At 62.6% G+C, this 19912-nt stretch carries 21 protein-coding genes; 14 read left to right on the top strand and 7 right to left on the bottom strand.

What is annotated here, in order from left to right; all coding sequences use genetic code 11:
• Positions 1-152 precede the first annotated feature (152 nt).
• On the bottom strand, positions 153-734 hold the full coding sequence (locus tag GCN78_RS04890) for a hypothetical protein (RefSeq protein ID WP_152250695.1): 582 nt from the start codon (positions 732-734) through the stop codon (positions 153-155).
• 36 nt (positions 735-770) lie between these two features.
• Positions 771-1370, bottom strand: a complete 600-nt coding sequence (locus GCN78_RS04895) for a hypothetical protein (protein WP_152250696.1) — start codon at positions 1368-1370, stop codon at positions 771-773.
• A 245-nt stretch (positions 1371-1615) separates the two neighbouring features.
• On the opposite strand from GCN78_RS04895, the gene GCN78_RS04900 reads away from it, so the two are divergent.
• Both GCN78_RS04900 and hrcA read left to right on the top strand, forming a co-directional pair.
• Complete coding sequence (locus tag GCN78_RS04900) at positions 1616-2341, top strand: HAD family hydrolase (RefSeq protein ID WP_193316616.1); 726 nt, start codon at positions 1616-1618, stop codon at positions 2339-2341.
• A 102-nt stretch (positions 2342-2443) separates the two neighbouring features.
• Entirely contained in the window at positions 2444-3460 is a 1017-nt protein-coding gene (gene hrcA, locus GCN78_RS04905) for a heat-inducible transcriptional repressor HrcA (RefSeq protein WP_034745713.1), read from the top strand.
• Between the two features lie 39 nt (positions 3461-3499).
• On the opposite strand, the gene fur is transcribed toward hrcA, so the two are convergent.
• Entirely contained in the window at positions 3500-3931 is a 432-nt protein-coding gene (gene fur / locus GCN78_RS04910) for a ferric iron uptake transcriptional regulator (RefSeq protein WP_071075246.1), read from the bottom strand.
• A 195-nt stretch (positions 3932-4126) separates the two neighbouring features.
• On the opposite strand from fur, the gene GCN78_RS04915 reads away from it, so the two are divergent.
• The 4 genes from GCN78_RS04915 to GCN78_RS04930 all read left to right on the top strand — a co-directional run bounded on the left by GCN78_RS04915 (position 4127) and on the right by GCN78_RS04930 (position 6997).
• Complete coding sequence (locus GCN78_RS04915) at positions 4127-4756, top strand: outer membrane protein assembly factor BamE (RefSeq protein WP_152250892.1); 630 nt, start codon at positions 4127-4129, stop codon at positions 4754-4756.
• A 19-nt stretch (positions 4757-4775) separates the two neighbouring features.
• Positions 4776-5585 carry a 4-hydroxy-tetrahydrodipicolinate reductase gene (gene dapB / locus GCN78_RS04920; protein WP_077408775.1) on the top strand — a complete coding sequence of 270 codons (810 nt, stop codon included), beginning with the start codon at positions 4776-4778 and terminating at the stop codon, positions 5583-5585.
• Between the two features lie 8 nt (positions 5586-5593).
• The gene (locus GCN78_RS04925; RefSeq protein ID WP_152250697.1) at positions 5594-5920 is read left to right on the top strand and encodes a barstar family protein; all 327 of its coding nucleotides are present in this window, start codon (positions 5594-5596) and stop codon (positions 5918-5920) included.
• A 108-nt stretch (positions 5921-6028) separates the two neighbouring features.
• Entirely contained in the window at positions 6029-6997 is a 969-nt protein-coding gene (locus GCN78_RS04930; RefSeq protein ID WP_152250698.1) for an IS1595 family transposase, read from the top strand.
• Positions 6998-7042: 45 nt separating this feature from the next.
• Here the strand turns inward: GCN78_RS04930 and GCN78_RS04935 are convergent, their stop codons facing one another.
• Together GCN78_RS04935 and GCN78_RS04940 are read right to left on the bottom strand one after the other, a co-directional pair.
• Complete coding sequence (locus tag GCN78_RS04935) at positions 7043-8290, bottom strand: CaiB/BaiF CoA transferase family protein (protein ID WP_152250699.1); 1248 nt, start codon at positions 8288-8290, stop codon at positions 7043-7045.
• Positions 8290-9468 (bottom strand): acyl-CoA dehydrogenase, encoded by a 1179-nt coding sequence (locus tag GCN78_RS04940; protein WP_152250700.1) that lies wholly within the window; start codon positions 9466-9468, stop codon positions 8290-8292. The genes GCN78_RS04935 and GCN78_RS04940 overlap by 1 nt, the downstream gene beginning before the upstream one ends.
• Positions 9469-9629: 161 nt before the next feature.
• Between GCN78_RS04940 and GCN78_RS04945 the strand changes: the two genes are divergently transcribed.
• Positions 9630-10526 carry a LysR substrate-binding domain-containing protein gene (locus tag GCN78_RS04945; RefSeq protein ID WP_193316617.1) on the top strand — a complete coding sequence of 299 codons (897 nt, stop codon included), beginning with the start codon at positions 9630-9632 and terminating at the stop codon, positions 10524-10526.
• Here GCN78_RS04945 and GCN78_RS04950 read toward each other — a convergent pair.
• Positions 10523-10924, bottom strand: a complete 402-nt coding sequence (locus GCN78_RS04950) for a VOC family protein (RefSeq protein WP_226939472.1) — start codon at positions 10922-10924, stop codon at positions 10523-10525. The genes GCN78_RS04945 and GCN78_RS04950 overlap by 4 nt on opposite strands.
• A gap of 49 nt (positions 10925-10973) precedes the next feature.
• Entirely contained in the window at positions 10974-11762 is a 789-nt protein-coding gene (locus GCN78_RS04955; protein WP_226939473.1) for an AraC family transcriptional regulator, read from the bottom strand.
• A 132-nt stretch (positions 11763-11894) separates the two neighbouring features.
• Here GCN78_RS04955 and leuS point away from each other — a divergent pair, with 132 nt between their 5' ends.
• From leuS to GCN78_RS04990, 7 genes are all read left to right on the top strand, one after another.
• Positions 11895-14534 (top strand): leucine--tRNA ligase, encoded by a 2640-nt coding sequence (gene leuS, locus GCN78_RS04960; RefSeq protein WP_152250701.1) that lies wholly within the window; start codon positions 11895-11897, stop codon positions 14532-14534.
• A gap of 2 nt (positions 14535-14536) precedes the next feature.
• Positions 14537-15127, top strand: coding sequence for an LPS-assembly lipoprotein LptE (locus GCN78_RS04965; RefSeq protein ID WP_152250702.1), 591 nt, complete (start codon positions 14537-14539; stop codon positions 15125-15127).
• Positions 15128-15137: 10 nt separating this feature from the next.
• A complete protein-coding gene (gene holA / locus GCN78_RS04970; RefSeq protein ID WP_152250703.1) occupies positions 15138-16154 on the top strand; it encodes a DNA polymerase III subunit delta in 1017 nt (338 codons plus the stop codon).
• 24 nt (positions 16155-16178) lie between these two features.
• Complete coding sequence (locus GCN78_RS04975; RefSeq protein ID WP_152250704.1) at positions 16179-17450, top strand: glutamate-5-semialdehyde dehydrogenase; 1272 nt, start codon at positions 16179-16181, stop codon at positions 17448-17450.
• A gap of 70 nt (positions 17451-17520) precedes the next feature.
• The gene (locus GCN78_RS04980) at positions 17521-17958 is read left to right on the top strand and encodes a CopD family protein (protein WP_152250705.1); all 438 of its coding nucleotides are present in this window, start codon (positions 17521-17523) and stop codon (positions 17956-17958) included.
• A gap of 9 nt (positions 17959-17967) precedes the next feature.
• A complete protein-coding gene (locus GCN78_RS04985; protein WP_152250706.1) occupies positions 17968-18585 on the top strand; it encodes a 2-hydroxychromene-2-carboxylate isomerase in 618 nt (205 codons plus the stop codon).
• A gap of 90 nt (positions 18586-18675) precedes the next feature.
• Positions 18676-19881 carry a THUMP domain-containing class I SAM-dependent RNA methyltransferase gene (locus GCN78_RS04990; RefSeq protein ID WP_413465181.1) on the top strand — a complete coding sequence of 402 codons (1206 nt, stop codon included), beginning with the start codon at positions 18676-18678 and terminating at the stop codon, positions 19879-19881.
• The last annotated feature ends 31 nt before the right edge of the window (positions 19882-19912 follow it).

Raw genomic sequence — 19912 nt, forward strand, 5'->3', positions numbered from 1 at the left:
GCGGGCTAAATCCAATTCTTGGAAGAGTTGGAGGAGACAGATGCATTATGCTGCATCGCCACATATAACTCCAATTTATATTTTGAATATCAAATATAGATTTTCATGATATCTCTTCCCGGTAGCCGCGCAGCGGCTACCGTTGCCGCAACTCAGGCCGGATTGCAGGCGATCTGCACCGTCGTCACATTCGCTTCGCCCATGGTGCCGCCGCCAGTGCCCGGCTGTACGACGCACTGCAGACCCTTGGGCTGAACGGAGACGCTGATGCCATAGGTGTCGCCATAGGCGACTGAGCCGGCCATGGTAAAGGTCTTGGCGTCCTTGACCACCGTTGTTGTTGTGCTACCGTTAATCAGCGCCAGGCCGTCCACGGTCAGGCCGGAAATCGTGCCGCCCACGGTATAGCTGTTTTGCGAGCAACTCACAGCGGCGCTGATACTGAGGTAATGACCAGCCGAGCCGGAACCACCGCTGATGCCGCAAGTCATGTGGGCCGGTTGTTGCTGGATGGTGATGTTGTAGTCGGTACCATAGTCGATGCGCTTGGCAAAGGTGAACGACGTTTTCCCTGCAGGAACCGGCAGGGGGTCGCCGCCATTGGCGAGGATCAGTCCTTCATTGTTCAAGCCGGAAATCGTGCCGCCTACCTCATACGAGGCCTTGCCGCCGCAAGCGGCCAGTCCCAGGGTCAGCAGCAGCGCGGCGAGTGGGCGCAAGCAGGATAACTTCATGTATTTCTCCAAAAAATAGGTGACGGATCGCAAGGATTACTGCGGCGTGCAGTCAAGTGTGGCCGCGGTCGTGGCGGCAGAACCCATCGTGCCGACCGTATCGCTGCCGTCGGCACTCTTTGAACCCTGGAAGCGGCACTTCAGGCCCGTTGGCTGAGCCAGTATGGAAATACCGTATGCGGCGCCGTCATCAACGCTTTTGAATTCGTAGGTGGTGGCGCCAGTCAGCGGGCTGATGCCGCTGGGGCCCATTATCAGACGCAAGCCATCGGCGCTCAAGCCGGTGATGGTGCCGCTCAGCGGGTAGGAGTTGGTCTGGCAGCTCACACGGGCCGTGGTTACGGTATAGCTCGATGCCTTGCCGGCGCCATTGATCATGGTGCAAACGGCGCCCTTGGGCTGTTGCGCGATGGTGATATCGTAGCGGTCATCGGTCTTGACGAGCTTGGTGAACACAACGTTGTTCAGGCCCGCAGTCACCGGCAAGCGTTCCCCGTCATTCAGGAGAATCAGGCCATCCTTGGCCAGGCCGTCGACTCTAACTTGCAGATACAGGTTGCCGCCGCTGCCGCCGCAGGCTGCCAGTGTGACGGCGCAAGCCGCCGCCAGCATCGAGCGCAGGTACAAATTTTTCATACATTCTCCAAAACGAATTAGGTTGGGTAGCGCAACGCGGACGCTGGCGCCGCATTGGAATGGCGCCTATTTTAGTCTATCTGGCAAGCTGGATGACCTTGCCTTGTATCACCCTGTAACAATTTTTCGCCGGGATGCGCTGGCCCGGCCCCATTTCACGGGAGCGCAGCCATGCCGGCGGCGGCGATCGGTGCGACAATAGATGCACCCTGCGCACCGTGACGCAGCATCCCATTGTGAGTCCCATGTCCCTTGCCCCTGTCAAATCCACCGTGCCGCCCAAGGCCATCCTGTTCGACCTCGACGATACCTTATGGCCCATCGCGCCCGTGATTGCCGCCGCCGAAAGCCTGCTGCACGACTGGCTGGCCACGCATGCGCCCAAGGTGGCGCGGCAATTTTCCATCGAGGTGCTGCGCCAGCATCGCCTGGCCATGCTCAACGAACAACCGCATTTCCATGGCAACCTGATCGAGTTGCGCCGCGCGGGCCTGCTGGCCGCCTTCGAGGCTGCCGGCGAGGATGCCGCCCTGGTCGACGGGGCCATCCTGCAATTCCTGGCCGCGCGCCATCGCGTCCAGCCGTATGACGATGTCTTGCCGGGCCTGGCCTGGATGGGCCAGCGCATGCTGCTCGGCTCCATCTCGAACGGCAATGCGGACCTTGAAATTATCGGCCTGGCGCAGCACTTCAAGGTATCGATCGCCGCCAGCGATTTTGGCGTGGCCAAGCCCGACGCCAGCATCTTCCTGGCCGCTTGCGCGGCGCTGGACGTGGCGCCCCACGAAGCCGTGTATGTCGGTGACGACCTGTATTTCGACGTGACGGGCGCGCAGGGGGCCGGCATGCGCGCCGTCTGGATGAACCGCAAGGGCAGCGACGCCCATCTGGCGGCCGGCGTGCGGCCCGACGCCATCTGCGCCAACTTTGATGAATTGCTGTTGTGGCTGCAGGGGCAACTGGAAGATTGATCGCCGCCGGCCGGGCGAACGTGCATAATAGGCGCTGTTGCTGCACGTTCGGCCGCTTTCGTTGCCGCTTGCTTAACAAAATACTTGCTTAAATAAAACACCATGCAACTCGATACACGTGCCCAAACACTGCTGAAAGCCCTGGTCGAGCGTTATATCGCCGACGGCCTGCCGGTCGGTTCGCGCGCCTTGTCGAAAATTTCCGGCCTCGACCTGTCGCCGGCCACGATCCGCAACATCATGGCGGATCTGGAAGAACTCGGTTATGTGTCCAGTCCGCACACCTCGGCCGGACGCATCCCCACGCCGCGCGGCTACCGCATCTTTGTCGATACCTTGCTGACCGTCCGGCACCTGGACGAGCACCTGGTGGAATCGCGCATGCGCCTGCAGACGCCGCAACCGCAAAAAACCATCGCCAACGCGGCGCAGATGCTGTCGTCGCTGTCGCAGTTTGCCGGCGTTGTGCTCAGTCCGCGCCGCGAATCCGTGTTCCAGCAAATTGAATTCCTGCGCCTGTCCGAAAAACGCATCCTGCTCGTCATCGTCGCCCCCGGCGGCGACGTGCAGAACCGTTTATTGCTGACGGAGGCCGACTATACGCCGGCGCAACTGGTGCAATCGGCCAATTACATCAACCAGAATTATGGCGGCCTGTCCTTCGACGCCGTGCGCGTGCGCCTGCAGGGGGAATTGCGCCAGTTGCGCGACGATATGGGCAGCCTGATGCAGGCGGCCGTGGAGGCGGGCAGCGAAGCGATGGCCGACCATAGCGACGACATGGTGATTTCCGGCGAGCGCAACTTGCTCAGCGTGAGCGATCTGTCATCGAATATGCATTCGCTGCGCCAGATGTTCGACATGTTCGAGCAAAAGACGGGCTTGATGCAGCTGCTCGACGTGTCGAGCAAGGCGACGGGCGTGCAGATTTTCATCGGCGGCGAATCGAACCTGGTGCCGATGGATGAGATGAGCGTGGTGACGGCGCCGTATGAAGTCAACGGCAAGATCGTGGGAACACTGGGAGTGATCGGACCGACGCGCATGGCTTACGAGCGCGTCATCCCGATTGTCGATATCACGGCGAAATTACTGTCCAGCGCACTCAGCCATCATTGAGCGTGAGGCCAGCCGCCCCGTGGGCGCGGCCGGCATGGGTCAGGCTGTTTTGTGCGGGCAAGCTGTCTTGATGCAGTTGCCGTAGATGGCCAGGGCGTGTTCGGCGATCTTGAAGCCGCGCTCTTCGGCCACTTTTTGCTGGCGGATTTCGATGTCTTCGTCGAAGAATTCCTCGACCCGGCCACAGTCGAGGCACACCAGGTGGTCGTGGTGGGAACCTTCGTTGAGCTCGAAAATCGCCTTGCCGGTTTCAAAATGGTTGCGGTTGAGCAAGCCTGCCTGTTCGAATTGCGTCAGGACGCGGTAGACAGTTGCTAAACCGACATCCATATTGTCGGCCAGCAGAATCTTGTACACGTCTTCCGCGGTCAGGTGGCGTACCGGGCTACTCTGGAAGATATCGAGTATCTTCAGCCGTGGCAGGGTGGCTTTCAGGCCGCTTGCCTTGAGATCACTAGGATTGTTACTCATGTTTGTTGCTCGTATGTGGGTCAGGTGCTTTATCATATAGCGTTTTGTCGGGGAGTGCCAAAATATGCATTTTTTGGCGGGCCGGTCACTCCTGGCGTTTTGTTCATCCAATTGAGGTCATTTATGCGCGTAACACCGGCTGTATTGCCATCTCTCTGGCACCGTATTTCATTTCGAGCACCAGTCGTGGCAGGCATGGTCTGTGTCGCGTTGGCCGTGTCCGGCTGCGCCAGTCGTGGCATCCTGGGCGAAAAGCCGGCAGCCGCTCAAAAAGAAGGCAAGGAACTGGTCCCCGAACAGGGCGCACAAACGACCACCATCACGCCGCTGCAAAAATTCATGTGGTTTTTCTCGCCCTACCGTCCTGACATTCAACAAGGCAACTTTGTCTCCGAAGAGATGCTGGCCCAGTTGAAAGTGGGCATGACGCGCGACCAGGTGCGTTTCGTCCTCGGCACTTCCTTACTGACCGATATCTTCCATGCCGACCGCTGGGATTACCCATTCCGCCTGGCGCGGGGCAGTGGCGAAACCACCAGCAGCCGCGTGGTCGTGTACTTCGGCAAGGATGGCAAGGTGGAACGTTTCGAAGGCGGCAACTTGCCGACGGAGAAAGAATACATCGACCGCATCGCCGGCCCATCGCGGTTCGCCAAGGTCGCCAAGGCCGACGCGCCAGCCGCCGCCGTGCCGTCGCCCGTGGCGCCGAGCGCCGTGCCGGTGCCGGCCGATGCCGCCCCTGCCATTCCTGTGAGCAAGCCGGAAGTAACGCCTGCGCCTGCCGTCGAACCTGCACCTGCACCCGCTGCCGAACCCACCAAATAAGTTGCTGTAAGAGAATAAAATGACTGAACTGAAAATTGCCATCGCTGGCGCCAGCGGCCGTATGGGCCATATCCTGATCGAAGCGGTCAGCAATGCGCCGGACGCCGTGCTGGCAGGCGCGCTCGACCGCGCCGGTTCGCCGTCCATCGGCCAGGATGCGGCCGCCTTCCTCGGCAAGCCGGCCGGCGTGCTGACGGAGTCCGACCTGGCGAAGGGCTTGGCGAACGCCGATTTCCTGATCGATTTCACGCGTCCAGAAGGCACTTTGCAGCACCTGGCGTATTGCGCCGAGCACGGTATCAAGATGATCATCGGCACCACCGGATTCGATGACGCGGGCAAGGCGGCGATTGCCGCCGCCGCCGAAAAGACGGCCATCATGTTCGCGCCGAACATGAGCGTGGGCGTGAACGTCACCATGAAATTGCTGGAGCTGGCCGCGAAAAGCCTGTCCGAAGGCTATGACATCGAAATCATCGAAGCGCATCACCGCTTCAAGGTCGATGCGCCGTCGGGCACGGCCCTGCAAATGGGCGAAGTGGTGGCCGGTGCCCTGGGCCGCGACTTGAAGGAGTGCGCCGTGTACGGCCGCGAAGGCGTGACGGGCGAACGCGACCCGTCGACCATCGGCTTTGCCACCATCCGCGGCGGCGATATCGTCGGCGACCATACGGTGCTGTTTGCCGGCATCGGCGAGCGCATCGAGATCAGCCACAAATCGAGCAGCCGCGTCACCTACGCCCATGGCGCCCTGCGCGCCGCGCGTTTCCTGGCCGACAAGCCCACCGGCCTGTTCGACATGCAGGATGTGCTGTCGCTGAAGAACTGAGGAAGACCATGGCCACTGCCCTCCTGAATGGAAAGGACATCACCGACGCAGCGAGCTTTCACGCGCAATGCGTGCAAGCCTTCGGTTTCCCCGAGTTTTACGGCAACAGCATGGATGCCTGGGTCGATTGCCTCAGCTACCTGCGCGACGATGAAAGCATGACGCAGTTTCGTTTGAAACCGAACGAAGTGCTCGACATCGTCGTACAGGATGCGGAGGCGATGAAGGCGCAAGTGCCTGATTTACTGGAAGAAATCACGTTTTGTATCGCCGGCATCAACGAGCGCTATGAAGATTACGGTGAAAAGCCGGCGCTGAAACTGGTGCTGAAGTAAGGCTGAATCAATAAAAAAGGCTCTGTCATCGGCAAATAGGGGAAATGCCGGAATCTTCGCTTGGCTGAGTTGTCTGACTCTGCATACCCATCAAACAGGGAGCCGATCATGCAGCCAGCCGAATGGATCCGTTTTATCGCCCAGTTTGCTCGCCTGAACCGGCGCCAGCGGCAGACAGGCATGGCCCTGCTGCGTGGCAACACGCCACACGACGCGACCGTCGCGCTGCTGGAGGGCGTGGCGCAGTCGCGCTTGGCCTGCCCAGCCTGCCACTCGCCCCACCTGCACCGGCATGGCCATGCGCATGGCCTGCAGCGCTACCGCTGCGTGCCTTGCGGACGCACCTTCAATGCCTTGACGGGCACGCCGTTGGCCCGCCTGCGCCATAAGTCGCTATGGCTCGACTACGCCGATTGCCTGCTTGCATCGGATTCCGTGCGCAAGGCGGCGCTACAACTGGGCGTGCACCGCAACACCACGTTTCGCTGGCGCCACCGTTTTCTCAGCGTCGCCAGGACGGATCGGCCGCACGGCCTGCATGGCATCGCCGAGGCCGACGAGCTATACGTGCTGGAATCGGAAAAGGGATCGAGGCAAATGACGCGTCCGGCCCGCCGCCGCGGCGGCCATGCGCAACGGCGCGGCATATCCAACGAGCAAGTCTGCATCCTGGTGGCGCGCGACCGCACGGGCCAGACCCTCGATTTCGTCACGGGCAAAGGCGCGCTGAAGAAGGCGCAACTGCACCGCTGTTTATTGCCTGTCATCGACCAGGATATCCTGCTGGTCACGGATGGCCATGCCGCCTATCGGGCGTTTGCGCGGGAAGCGGGCCTCAGCCATCAGGCCGTCAACCTGCGCGCCGGCATCCGTGTGCAGGGCGCCGCGCATGTGCAGAACGTCAATGCATATCACAGCCGCCTGCGCGAATGGTTAAGGCCGTTTCACGGCGTGGCCACGCGCTACCTGCCAAACTACCTGGCATGGCGCTGGATACTCGACGCCAGACGCATCCGTTCACCCGAAACGTTATTGAAAGCAACGCTGGGAGCGTTCCCACATTTGACGGTGACATAGCCTAAAAAAACGCCGGACAGTGTTGCCACTGCCCGGCGTTCTTCTTTAGACGACCTTGCGTTCGCGCAAACCGTCGATCTGGCCGCCATCAAGGCCCAGCCATTGCTGCAGCACCTCGTCCGTATGCTGCCCCAGCAACGGCGGCGGCAAGCGGTACTGCACCGGCGAAGCTGACAGGCGCACGGGATTGGCCACCAGCGCCACCGTGCCCGCCGTCGGATGCGGCATCTCCACTTTCAAGCCACGCGCCACCACTTGCGGGTCGGCAAAGACCTGATCGATGCGATTGACGGGGCCGCATGGCACGGCTTGCGCCTCGAAGGCGCTGATCCACTCGGCCGTCGTGCGCATGACCGTGGTCTGGCGCATCAGGGGGATCAGGATCGCCCGGTGCGCCACGCGTTGCGGATTGGTGGCGAAGCGTTCGTCCTGCGCCCATTCCGGGTGGCCGGCGACGGCGCAGAAGCGCGAAAATTGCCCATCGTTGCCGATCGCCAGAATCATGTCGCCATCGGCCGTGGGGAAGTCTTGATACGGCACGATGTTCGGATGCGCATTGCCCATGCGCTGGGGCACTTTGCCGCCGCACAGGTAATTGGCTGCCTGGTTGCCCAGCGCGGCCACTTGCACGTCGAGCAAGGCCAGGTCGATATGCTGGCCCAGGCCCGAGCGTTCGCGTTCGGCCAGCGCCGCCTGCACGGCGATGGTGGCGTACAGGCCCGTCAGGATGTCCGTCTGCGCCACGCCCACTTTTTGCGGCCCGGCGCCCGGCTGGCCATCGGGCACGCCCGTGATGCTCATCAAGCCGCCCATGCCCTGGATCAAGAAGTCATAGCCGGCGCGCGCCGCGTATGGCCCGTCCTGGCCGAAGCCCGTAATCGAGCAGTACACGAGGCGCGGATTGAGCGCCAGCAAGCTGGCCGCGTCCAAACCGTATTGCTTCAAGCCGTCCAATTTGAAATTTTCCAGCAGCACGTCCGCTTCGGCGGCCAGCTTGCGCACCAGGGCCTGCCCTTCAGGGGCTGCCAGGTCGATGCACAGGGAGCGCTTGTTGCGGTTGGCGCACTGGAAATAGGCCGCCTCGGCCGTGTCGCGGCCGTCTTCATCTTTCAGATACGGCGGCCCCCAGGAGCGCGTGTCGTCGCCGCGGCCAGGCTGTTCAACCTTGACCACGTCGGCACCGAGGTCGGCCAGCATTTGCCCGGCCCACGGCCCGGCCAGCACGCGCGACAGGTCGAGCACGCGCAAGCCGGTCAGCGGCGCGGGCCGGAGGGCGGAAGCGAAGCCATCCATCAGTTGAACGCGGCGATGCCGGTGATGGCGCGGCCGATGATCAGCGCGTGCACATCGTGCGTGCCTTCATAGGTGTTGACCACTTCCAGGTTGACCAGGTGGCGGATGACGCCGAACTCGTCAGAAATGCCGTTGCCGCCCATCATGTCGCGCGCCATGCGGGCGATGTCGAGCGCCTTGCCGCAGCTGTTGCGTTTCATGATGGAGGTGATTTCCACGGCGGGCGAGCCTTCATCCTTCATGCGGCCCAGGCGCAGACAGCCTTGCAAGCCCATGGTGATTTCCGTCAGCATGTCGGCCAGTTTCTTTTGCACCAATTGATTCGCGGCCAGCGGACGGCCGAATTGCTGGCGGTCCATCGTGTACTGGCGCGCCTTCAGGTAGCAATCTTCGGCCGCGCCCAGCGCGCCCCAGGCGATGCCATAGCGGGCGCTGTTCAGGCATGTAAATGGACCCTTCAGGCCGCGTACGTCGGGGAAGGCATTTTCCTCCGGGCAAAATACTTCATCCATGACGATTTCACCGGTGATGCTGGTGCGCAAGCCTACCTTGCCGTGGATCTCGGGCGCCGACAGACCCTTCCAGCCTTTTTCCAGCACGAAGCCGCGGATCGCGCCTTCATCGTCCTTGGCCCAGACGACGAACACGTCGGCGATAGGGCTGTTGGTGATCCACATCTTGGCGCCGGAGAGGCTGTAGCCGCCCGGCACCTTGCGCGCGCGCGTGACCATGCTGCCGGGGTCGGAGCCATGGTTCGGTTCCGTCAGGCCGAAGCAGCCGATGTACTCGCCCGTCGCCAGCTTCGGCAGGTATTTCTGTTTGGTTTCTTCGTTGCCGAAGGCGTTGATCGGCACCATCACCAAGGACGATTGCACGCTCATCATCGAGCGGTAGCCCGAATCGACGCGCTCGACTTCGCGCGCGGCCAGGCCGTAGCAGACGTAGTTCAGGCCGGCGCCGCCATACTCTTCGGGGATGGTGGTGCCCAGCAAGCCCAATTCTCCCATTTCGCGGAAGATGGCCGCGTCCGTGCGGCCATGGCGAAACGATTCGAGGACCCTGGGCACCAGGCTGCCCTGGCAATAGTCGCGGGCCGCTTCCAGCACGGCGCGTTCGTCGCCCGTCAGTTGTTCTTCCAGCAGCAGGGGGGAATTCCAGTCGAATACGGTTTTGCTCATCACAGGCCTCGCAGGTGAGCGCCGGTGATCGGCGCAAGATTGAATATGGCTCATGGTAGGTTTTTGCCTAGCCTTGCGCAAACGATTTATTTGCACCCAGACATGCGTGCCACGCATATCTTGCGGCATACTGGGGTCTTTATTCCTTTGCTGGTGTACCGATGACACGCAAGATTCCCATGCTGCAGGCGCTGAATTGTTTCGAGGCGGCCGCGCGCCACCAGAGTTACACGCATGCGGCGCGCGAACTGTCGCTCACGCAAAGCGCCGTCTCGCGCCAGATTTCGTCCCTGGAAAGCTTTCTTGGCGTGCAATTGTTCCAGCGCACGCGCCATGGCGTGCTGCTGACCAGCGCCGGCGCCGCGTATGCGCGGCAGATCGCGGCCCGCCTCGATGGCCTGGAGCGCGACACGCTCGACACCATGGCGCGCCAAGGCGGCGGCGGCGCCTTGCAACTCGCCTCCGTGCCCACGTTTGCCACGCGCTGGCTGATGCCGCGGTTGTCGACACTGGCGGACTTGCACCCGGACATCGTCGTGCATATCGACGCGTATACAAAACCGTTCATGTTTGCCGATACGGAATACGACGGCGCCCTGTACGCGGGTACGCCCGAGCAACTGGCGCGTTGGCCCGGCACGCGCGCCACCTTGCTCATGCACGAAGAAATCGTGCCCGTCGCCAGCCCCCGCCTGCTGGCGGCGCGCAGCGACTGGCAGCCGCAGGATTTATTGGAACTGACCCTGTTGCAACAAAGTACACGCCCGGGCGCCTGGCGCCAATGGTTTGACGCCATGCAGGTCGATGGGGAACTGGCGCGCTACGGCGCCCGCTATGAACTGTTTTCCATGCTGGCCATGGCGGCCGTGCAAGGGCAGGGCGTGGTCTTGCTGCCACGCATGCTGGTCGAAGCGGAACTGGCGCGTGGCGAATTGCAAATCGTATGCGAGCGCCCACTGCGCGGCCAGCGCGCGTATTACCTGATCACGCCCGAGGCGGTGCATGAAAAACTGGCCCTGCAGCAATTCCGGCTGTGGCTGCAGGACGAGGCCGCTTAGACGACCTTGGCCGTATCGAAATGGGGATTGTCGATGAGGCCGATCTGGTTGCCGAACGGGTCGAGCAATTCCACCGTGCGGATGCCGTCGCCCACGTCCGTGATCGGGTGGTGCAGGCTGCCGCCCAGCGCAACGATGCGCTCGACTTCCTGTTCGATGCCATCCACGCCCCAGTACGTCACGCTGCCCTGCGTGCCGGGCTCGCCACCGGGCATCAGCCCAAGCTCGAAGCCGCCGATGGCAAAGCCGACATAGAACGGCTGGTCGAAATACGGCGTCGTATTGAATACCTGGCTGTACCAGGCCTTGGCCTGGTCCAGGTCGGGGACGGGATAGGTGACGGTGCGCAAGCCCTTGATCATGTTCTGCTCCTGGTGAATGAAGAATAACGCCATCATGCCACTGGCGCTTGCCGCGCGATTGGAAAAATGGAAGGTGCTCAGGTGCTCAGGCGCGCCGGCCCGTCAGCCACGCCTCGGGCGAGCTGTGGGCGAAATCCTGGAAGTCGTGGATCAGGTGCGACTGGTCGAAATAGCCGTATTGCACGGCCACTTGCGCCCAGTCAGGCTGCTCAGGCAGACTTTTCAATCCCTGGCTGGCGGCCCGGAAACGGCAGATGCGGGCAAACAGCTTCGGGCTGATGCCGACTTGCTGGCGAAATTGCAGCGCCAGGTGCTGGCGCGACACGCCCAGTTGCCGCGCCAGGCCGTCCACGCGCAGCATGCCGTGCGCGCCTTCGATGGCGGCAATGGCGTGCTGGGCGACGCCGGCGGGGCGCAGCGGCGGTCCCTGGCGCAGGCGCAGCAGCAGATAATCCTGCAAGATGGCAATGCGTTGCGCGTTGGACAAGACGTCGCTCCACAGCGCGTCGCCCAGGCGCGCCGCCAGCTCGCGTCCCCACAGTTGCTGCAGGTCGCCGCGGCCATCGCTGAGTTCGCATAAGGGCAGCTGGAAGAAGCGCGCCGCGGCGCCCGGCTTGAAGCGGGCCGCCACCGTTTGCACGAGGCCGTGGCTGACGACGGCGATCGGCGCCGTCATCATGCCGACGGCAAAGCTGGCGTCCTGCTGGTCCTGGCACAGGATGTCGATGCAATTGTCCGGCAAGACCTGGTGCGTGAGGGGCGTGGCGCCCGTCCGCACGCGGCACGTCCAGACGCAGTCCAGCCAGGGCCGCAGGGCGGGGATGGGCGAATATTCCTGGTAGACGATCATGGCCGGCTTTGATGCAAAGAACAAGATTGCATATATATTACACAGCATAATTGGGCACCGGCAAAAATATGCCGGCCCGGGCCGCCGGCGCGCCGCGCTATCGGGCGGCGACAACCAGTATAATGCTCGGTTCATATCCACTATTGGCCGCACATCATGCAAGATAAATATAGTCCCGCCGACGTCGAACAAGCCGCCCAATCGCACTGGAAGGCGATCGACGCCTATAAAGCCGTCGAACACGACCCGCGTTTCCCAAAAGGCAAGTATTTTGCCTGCTCGATGCTGCCTTACCCTTCGGGCAAGCTGCACATGGGTCACGTGCGCAACTATACGATCAATGACGTGATGTACCGCTACCTGCGCATGAACGGCTACAACGTGCTCATGCCGATGGGCTGGGATGCGTTCGGCATGCCGGCGGAAAACGCGGCCATGGCCAACAATGTGCCGCCCGCGCAATGGACGTATTCGAACATCGCCCACATGAAGCAGCAGATGGAATCGATGGGCCTGGCCATCGACTGGTCGCGCGAAATGACCGCCTGCAAGCCCGAATACTACAAATGGAACCAGTGGATGTTCCTCAAGATGCTGGAAAAAGGCATCATCTACAAGAAGACGGGTACCGTGAACTGGGACCCGATCGATCAGACCGTGCTGGCCAACGAACAAGTGGTCGACGGCAAGGGCTGGCGTTCGGGCGCGCTGATCGAAAAGCGCGAAATCCCCATGTACTACGCGCGCATCACCGATTACGCGGAAGAATTGCTGGCCTATGTGGACGACAAGCTGCCGGGCTGGCCCGAGCGCGTGCGCATCATGCAGACCAACTGGATCGGCAAGTCGACGGGCGTGCGCTTCGCCTTCCCGCACCAGATCAAGGATGCCGAAGGCGCCCTGATCGGCGACGGCAAGCTGTACGTCTTCACTACCCGTCCGGACACCGTCATGGGCGTGACCTTCTGCGCCGTGGCCGCCGAACACCCGCTGGCCATCCACGCCGCGCAAAGCAATCCTGCGCTGGCCGCCTTCAACGCCGAATGCAAGCTCGGTTCCGTGATCGAAGCGGACATGGCGACGATGGAAAAGAAGGGCATGCCGACCGGCCTGTTCGTCACCCATCCATTGACGGGCGCGCAGGTGGAAGTGTGGGTCGGCAACTACGTGCTGATCACCTACGGCGATGGCGCCGTGATGGGCGTGCCGGCGCACGACGAGCGCGATTTCGGCTTCGCCAAGAAATACAATCTGCCGATCAAGCAAGTGATCGAGGTCAAGGGCCAGGAATTTTCGACGGACGCCTGGCAGGAATCGTATGGCAGCAAGGATGGCGTCTGCGTCGCCTCCGGCAAATACGACGGCCTGCATTTCGCGTCCGCCGTCGATGCGGTGGCCGCCGACTTGGCCGAGCTGGGCCTGGGCGAGAAGAAAACCACGTTCCGCCTGCGCGACTGGGGCATTTCGCGCCAGCGCTACTGGGGCACGCCGATCCCGATGATCCATTGCGCCGATTGCGGCGTGGTGCCGGTGCCGGAAAAAGACTTGCCGGTGGTGCTGCCGGAAGATTGCGTGCCGGATGGCACGGGCAATCCGCTGAACAAATACGAAGCCTTCCTGCAGTGCGACTGCCCGCAGTGCGGCAAGCCGGCGCGCCGCGAGACGGACACCATGGACACTTTTGTCGATTCGTCGTGGTACTACATGCGCTATACCTCGCCAGGCTCGAACGACGCCATGGTCGACGCGCGCAACGATTACTGGATGCCGATGGACCAGTACATCGGCGGCATCGAACACGCCGTCATGCACTTGCTGTACGCGCGCTTCTGGACCAAGATCATGCGCGACTTCGGCCTGGTCAAGTTCGACGAGCCATTCGTCAACCTGCTCACGCAAGGCATGGTGCTCAACGAAACCTACTTCCGCAAGGACGCGGCGGGCAAGACGACGTGGTTCAACCCGGACGACGTGCGCCTGTCCCTCGATGACAAGGGCCGTCCGCAAAGCGCCGTCCTGGTGGCCGACGGCCAGCCGGTGGAAATCGGCGGCACGGAAAAAATGTCGAAGTCGAAGAACAACGGCATCGACCCGCAAGCGCAGATCGAACAGTACGGCGCCGACACGGCCCGCCTGTTCACCATGTTCGCTTCGCCGCCGGAACAGACGCTGGAATGGTCGGGCAGCGGCGTCGAAGGCGCCAACCGCTTCCTGCGCCGCGTATGGAACTTCGGCTACGCGCAGTCGGCCACGATCCAGGCCGCGCTGGCTGGCGGCGCCGCGCCGGCCACGGGCGACGCGCAGAAAAACCTGCGCCGTGAATTGCACAAGCTGCTGCAGCAAGCCGATTACGACTTGAAGCGCATCCAGTACAACACCGTCGTGTCGGCCTGCATGAAGATGCTCAACACGCTGGAATCGGCCAAGCTCGATGACAGCGCGCAGTCGAAGGCGCTGATCGCCGAAGGCTTCTCCATCTTCCTGCGCCTGCTCAACCCCGTCGCGCCGCACATCACCCACGTGCTGTGGCAGGAACTGGGCTACGCCGGCGTGCATGGCGACCTGCTCAACGTCGCCTGGCCGCAGGTCGACCCGGTCGCATTGGAGCAGTCCGAGATCGAGATGATGATCCAGGTGAACGGCAAGCTGCGCGGCTCGATCACGGTGGCCAAGGATGCGGACAAGGCCAGCATCGAAGCGGCCGCGCTGGCGTGCGAAAGTGTGCAGAAGTACGTCGAGACCACGCCGAAGAAGATCATCGTCGTGCCAGGCAAGTTAATCAGCATCGTGGTGTAATCATGACGACTTCCTCTCAAGTATCGCTGTTGGGCCGCCGCGCCGTGCTGGCGCTGGGCCTGACCGTTCTGTTGTCGGCCTGCGGCTTTCATTTGCGCGGTTCGAACGGCAGTTTCATGCTGCCGTTCGCGACGATGTACATCGGCTTGCCCGACACGTCGCCGCTGGCGATCGGCCTGAAGCGCTATATCCGCGCCATTGGCAGCACGGAGGTGGTGGACACCAGGGATGGCGCCGACGCCGTCCTTGAAGTGCTCGGCGATCCGGAGAGGAATCGTACCAAGACCATTTTGTCGCTGAACAAAAATGGCCGCGTGCAAGAATACCAACTCGGCTATTCGATCAATTTCCGCGTGGTGGACAAGGCCGGCAACCAGTTGCTGGCGCCGACGACCATCAGCCTGGTGCGTCCGATTACCTTCGACGAATCGCAGGTGCTGGCCAAGGAAACCGAGGAAGCGGCGCTGTACCGCGACATGCGCAACGACCTGGTGCAGCAGATCATGCGCCGCCTGGCCGCCATCAAGCCGGTGCTGCCGGCCATGTCGGTGGCGCCCGTGACGCCGGTCGCGCCGGCCGCGCCGCAGCAGTAACGGGGACGTCATGCAATTGCGGATAGACGCGCTCGATGGACACGTGGCCAAGCCGCTGGCGCAGCTGTATGTGATCACCAGCGACGAGCACCTGCTGGCGCTGGAAGCGGCTGACAAGATCCGCCGCGCGGCGCGCGCGCAGGGTTACTCCGAGCGCGACGTGCTGACGGTGGAGCGCAGCTTCAAGTGGGGCGAACTGCTGGCGGCGAACCAGGAACTATCGCTGTTCGGGGACAAGAAAATGATCGAGCTGCGCATCCCCACCGGCAAGCCGGGCAAGGATGGCGGCGCGGCGCTGCAAAGCTACGCGAAAAACCTCAGTCCCGACAACCTGACCCTGATCACCTTGCCCAAGCTGGACTGGGCCACGCAGAAGGCGGCCTGGGTCGCCAGCCTGCAGCAGGCGGCCGTGTATATCGAGATTCCGAACGTGGAGCGCGCGCAGTTGCCGGCGTGGATAGGCCAGCGCCTGGCCGCGCAGGGGCAAAGCGCCGAACGGGCCAGCATCGACTTCATCGCCGAACGGGTGGAAGGCAACTTGCTGGCGGCACACCAGGAAATCCAGAAACTGGGCTTGCTGCATGCTGCGGGCAAGCTGACGTATGAACAAGTGCAGGACGCGGTGCTGAACGTGGCCCGCTACGATGTCTTCAAGCTGTCAGAAGCCATGCTGGCCGGCGACCCCGCGCGCCTGGTGCGCATGCTCGAAGGCTTGAAAGGCGAGGGCGAGGCGCTGCCGCTGGTCTTGTGGGCCGTCTCCGAAGAAATCCGCACGCTGTTAAAATTGAAGGCCGGCATGGCGCAAGGGCGTCCATTGGGCGCGCTGCTGAAGGAATACCGTATCTGGGGTCCGCGCGAGCGGATGATGGAGCCGGCCCTGCGGCGCATTTCGCTACCCGTGCTGGAAGCGGCGCTGCAGCAGGCGGCGCAGGTGGACAAGATGATCAAGGGCTTGCGCGCCAAGGGCTACGCGGGCGATGCCTGGGATGCCATGCTGCAACTGGGCCTGAAGATCGCCCGAGGCTAGTTTTTTTACTATATGGATACGAGCATGGACATCACAGAATATATGCAGGACGTGGGCGCGCGCGCGCGCGTCGCCTCGCGCGCCATGGCGCGTGCCGACAGCGCCACGCGCAACCGCGCCTTGAGCCTGATCGCCGCCGCCATCGTGCGCGATGCCGACCTGCTGCGCGCGGCCAACCAGCGCGACCTCGACGCGGCCGCCGCCGCCGGCCTGGCGCCGGCCATGCTCGACCGCCTGACCCTGTCCGACGCCGCCATCGCCACCATGGTCGAAGGCCTGACGCAGATCGTGTCGCTGGCCGATCCGATCGGCGAGATCTCGAACATGAAATTCCGCCCGACGGGCATCCAGGTGGGCCAGATGCGCGTGCCGCTGGGCGTCATCGGCATCATCTATGAGGCGCGTCCGAACGTGACGGTGGACGCGGCCGGCCTGTGCATCAAGAGCGGCAACGCGACGATCTTGCGCGGCGGTTCGGAAGCGATTCACTGCAACCGCGCGCTGGCCAGGCTGGTACAGGAAGGGCTGGCCGGCGCCGGCCTGCCTGCCGATGCCGTGCAAGTCATCGACACGACCGACCGCGCCGCCGTCGGTGCCCTGATCACCATGCCGCAGTACGTGGACGTCATCGTGCCGCGCGGCGGCAAGGGCCTGATCGCGCGCCTGATGGCCGAGGCCACCGTGCCGATGATCAAGCACCTCGATGGCATCTGCCACGTCTACATCGACGCCAAGGCCGATATCAAAAAGGCGATCGATATCGGCTTCAACGCGAAGTGCCATCGCTACGGCACCTGCAACACCATGGAAACGCTGCTGGTGTCGCGCGCCATCGCCGCCACCGTGCTGCCGCAGCTGGCCGAACTGTATTTGACCAAGCAGGTGGAATTGCGCGCCGATCCGGAAAGCCACGCCATCCTGGCCGCCGCCGCTTATCCGCACCTGGTGCCCGCCACCGAGGAAGACTGGTCCACCGAATACCTGGCGGCCATCCTGTCGGTGAAGGTGGTCGATGGCATCGACGAAGCGATGGATCACATCAATCAGTATTCATCGAAGCACACGGAGTCCATCATCACGGAAGACTACAGCGATGCGCTGCGCTTCCTGCGCGAAGTCGATTCCGCCTCGGTGATGGTGAACGCCTCGACGCGCTTCGCCGACGGTTTTGAATATGGCCTGGGCGCCGAAATCGGCATCTCGAACGACAAGCTGCACGCGCGCGGCCCGGTGGGACTGGAAGGCCTGACCTCGCTCAAATACGTGGTCTTTGGCCACGGCGAAGTACGCAAATAGTCTCTTGCGCGGGCGGCCCACAAGGCGGCCCGCGCTCTCCTTTTTCGATACCTCTGACACTGGGAACCCCATGCTCTTTCTCTGGACCAAAGCCTTCCACATCATCTTCGTCATTTCCTGGTTCGCCGGCCTGTTTTATTTGCCGCGCATCTTCGTGAACCTGGCGATGGAGACGGAAACGGTGGCCACCGAGCGCCTGCTGCTGATGGCGCGCAAGCTGTACCGCTTCATGTCCCTGCTGGCGCTGCCGGCCATGGTGCTGGGGCTGGCGTTGATGTGGATGCTGTACGGCGGTGGCGAAGGCCGCATGAAGATGCCGGGCTGGATGCACGCCAAGCTGACGTTCGTGGTGCTGCTGCTCGGCTACCACCACGCCTGCGGCGCCATCCTGCGCAAGTTTGAAAAAGGTCTCAACAAGCGCAGCCACACCTGGTTCCGCTGGTTTAACGAAGTGCCGGTGCTGATGCTGCTGGCCGTCGTCGTGCTGGTCGTGGTCAAGCCGTTCTAAGGAGACGAGATGAGTGCAAGCCAGAGCAAAGTCGTGCAGTATTTCTTTGCGCCCCATTCGCCATGGACGTACCTGGGCCACGCGCGTCTGATGGCCATCGCCGCGAAGACGGGCGCGCAGATCGACGTGCGGCCCTTCGACCTGGGCAAGGTCTTCAGCGTCTCGGGCGGCCTGCCGCTGGCCAAGCGCGCACCGCAGCGCCAGGCGTATCGCCTGGCCGAACTGGCGCGCTGGTCGGCCTTTTTGCAAGTGCCATTGACCTTGCAGCCGAAGTTTTTCCCCGTGTCGCCGGAAGCGGCGGCCAAGCTGATCATCGCCACGCGTCTGGCGCACGGCGTGGAGGCATCGCTGAACCTGGCGCACGCCATCATGCGCGGCCTGTGGGCCGAAGAGCGCAACATCGGCGACGAGGAAACCCTGGTGCAGATCGCGTTTGACGCCGGTTTCGATGGCCGTCAGTTGCTGAAAACGTCGGAAACGGCCAGCGTGCAGGCCGAATACGACGCCAACACGGAAGCGGCCACCGCCGCCAGCGTCTTCGGCTCGCCGTGGTACATCGTCGATGGCGAAGGGTTCTGGGGCCAGGACCGCCTCGATTTTGTCGAGCGGGCGTTATCAGTAAAGTAATTAGTGCCGGGGGCAGACCCGCCGGAACTCGGCGTCCCCGTCTGACCCCAGATTTTAGTTTGTTTTCCAACGGATAAAGAGTACACCACCATGGCTTCATATTTTTGCCCATGCCCGCGCGGCATGGAAGCGGCGCTGGCCGAGGAACTGGGCGAGATCGCCCAGGATAGTTCGACCATGAAGGTCCATAACCAGGTACCGGGCGGCGTACATTGCTCGGGCGACCTGCTGGACGCTTACCGCATCAACCTGCATTCGCGCATCGCTTCGCGCGTGCTGATGCGCATGGCCCATTCCGGCTACAAGACGGAAAACGATATCTATGACCTGACCCTGGCGCAATCCTGGGAAGACTGGTTCGGCGTGCACCACACGATCCGCGTCGACGTCACGGCCGTCAAGTCGCCGCTGCGCAGCCTGGAATTCACGACCTTGAAAATCAAGGATGCGATCTGCGACCGCTTCCGCGACCAGTTCAACGAGCGTCCATCGGTCAACACCAAGACGCCGGACATGCGCATCGTCGGCTTCCTCGACGCGCATACCTTCACCGTCTACCTCGACACCTCGGGCGAAGCCTTGTTCAAGCGCGGCTGGCGCGAAGAGACGGGCGACGCGCCGCTGCGCGAAAACCTGGCCGCCGGCCTGCTGCGCGTGTCGGGCTGGAAGCCTGGCATGGTGCTGTTCGACCCGATGTGCGGTTCCGGCACCATCCTGGCCGAAGCGGCGCAGATGCTGCAGGGGATTCCTCCGGGCGCCTCGCGCCAGTTCGCGTTTGAAAACTTCCACGACTTCGATCCGGCGCCGTGGAATGCCATGAAGAACGCCATCAAGGTCAATCCGCTGCCGGCCGAACCGACCATTTTCGGCAGCGACATTTCGGGCGACATGGTCGCCATGACGCGCCACAACCTGCGCTGCGCCGGCGTGCGCTTCGAGGTGCCCTTGAAACAGATCGAGGCGCAGGAAGTCAAGCCGCCGAGCGACGTGCCGGGCATCATGCTGACCAACCCGCCGTACGGCGAGCGTATCGGCGTGCGCGGCGACAGCACCATCCCGGAAGATGAACTGTCGACGTCCTTCTATTCGGCCATGGGCACGACCCTGAAGCAGCGCTTCGCCGGCTGGACTGTGTTCCTGTTCACGGCCGACCTGGGCCTGCCAAAGCTGTTGCGTCTGAAAGAAGCGCGCAAGACGCCATTCTTCAACGGCGCGCTGGAATGCCGTTTGTTCCGCTTTGATATGGTCGCCGGCTACAACCGTAGAGAAGAAGCCAAGCCAAAGCCACAGCAGTAAGCGTTCGTCGCAAGACCCCGCAGTAACCCCG

The sequence above is a fragment of the Janthinobacterium rivuli genome, assembly GCF_009208735.1.
GTDB lineage: Bacteria > Pseudomonadota > Gammaproteobacteria > Burkholderiales > Burkholderiaceae_D > Janthinobacterium.

Bases quoted from the DNA above. Each gene is read 5' to 3' on its own strand.
- GCN78_RS04890 (WP_152250695.1), bottom strand. From the start codon at position 734: ATGAAGTTATCCTGCTTGCGCCCACTCGCCGCGCTGCTGCTGACCCTG.
- GCN78_RS04895 (WP_152250696.1), bottom strand. From the start codon at position 1,370: ATGAAAAATTTGTACCTGCGCTCGATGCTGGCGGCGGCTTGCGCCGTC.
- GCN78_RS04900 (WP_193316616.1), top strand. From the start codon at position 1,616: ATGTCCCTTGCCCCTGTCAAATCCACCGTGCCGCCCAAGGCCATCCTG.
- hrcA (WP_034745713.1), top strand. From the start codon at position 2,444: ATGCAACTCGATACACGTGCCCAAACACTGCTGAAAGCCCTGGTCGAG.
- fur (WP_071075246.1), bottom strand. From the start codon at position 3,931: ATGAGTAACAATCCTAGTGATCTCAAGGCAAGCGGCCTGAAAGCCACC.
- GCN78_RS04915 (WP_152250892.1), top strand. From the start codon at position 4,127: ATGGTCTGTGTCGCGTTGGCCGTGTCCGGCTGCGCCAGTCGTGGCATC.
- dapB (WP_077408775.1), top strand. From the start codon at position 4,776: ATGACTGAACTGAAAATTGCCATCGCTGGCGCCAGCGGCCGTATGGGC.
- GCN78_RS04925 (WP_152250697.1), top strand. From the start codon at position 5,594: ATGGCCACTGCCCTCCTGAATGGAAAGGACATCACCGACGCAGCGAGC.
- GCN78_RS04930 (WP_152250698.1), top strand. From the start codon at position 6,029: ATGCAGCCAGCCGAATGGATCCGTTTTATCGCCCAGTTTGCTCGCCTG.
- GCN78_RS04935 (WP_152250699.1), bottom strand. From the start codon at position 8,290: ATGGATGGCTTCGCTTCCGCCCTCCGGCCCGCGCCGCTGACCGGCTTG.
- GCN78_RS04940 (WP_152250700.1), bottom strand. From the start codon at position 9,468: ATGAGCAAAACCGTATTCGACTGGAATTCCCCCCTGCTGCTGGAAGAA.
- GCN78_RS04945 (WP_193316617.1), top strand. From the start codon at position 9,630: ATGACACGCAAGATTCCCATGCTGCAGGCGCTGAATTGTTTCGAGGCG.
- GCN78_RS04950 (WP_226939472.1), bottom strand. From the start codon at position 10,924: ATGATGGCGTTATTCTTCATTCACCAGGAGCAGAACATGATCAAGGGC.
- leuS (WP_152250701.1), top strand. From the start codon at position 11,895: ATGCAAGATAAATATAGTCCCGCCGACGTCGAACAAGCCGCCCAATCG.
- GCN78_RS04965 (WP_152250702.1), top strand. From the start codon at position 14,537: ATGACGACTTCCTCTCAAGTATCGCTGTTGGGCCGCCGCGCCGTGCTG.
- holA (WP_152250703.1), top strand. From the start codon at position 15,138: ATGCAATTGCGGATAGACGCGCTCGATGGACACGTGGCCAAGCCGCTG.
- GCN78_RS04975 (WP_152250704.1), top strand. From the start codon at position 16,179: ATGGACATCACAGAATATATGCAGGACGTGGGCGCGCGCGCGCGCGTC.
- GCN78_RS04980 (WP_152250705.1), top strand. From the start codon at position 17,521: ATGCTCTTTCTCTGGACCAAAGCCTTCCACATCATCTTCGTCATTTCC.
- GCN78_RS04985 (WP_152250706.1), top strand. From the start codon at position 17,968: ATGAGTGCAAGCCAGAGCAAAGTCGTGCAGTATTTCTTTGCGCCCCAT.
- GCN78_RS04990 (WP_413465181.1), top strand. From the start codon at position 18,676: ATGGCTTCATATTTTTGCCCATGCCCGCGCGGCATGGAAGCGGCGCTG.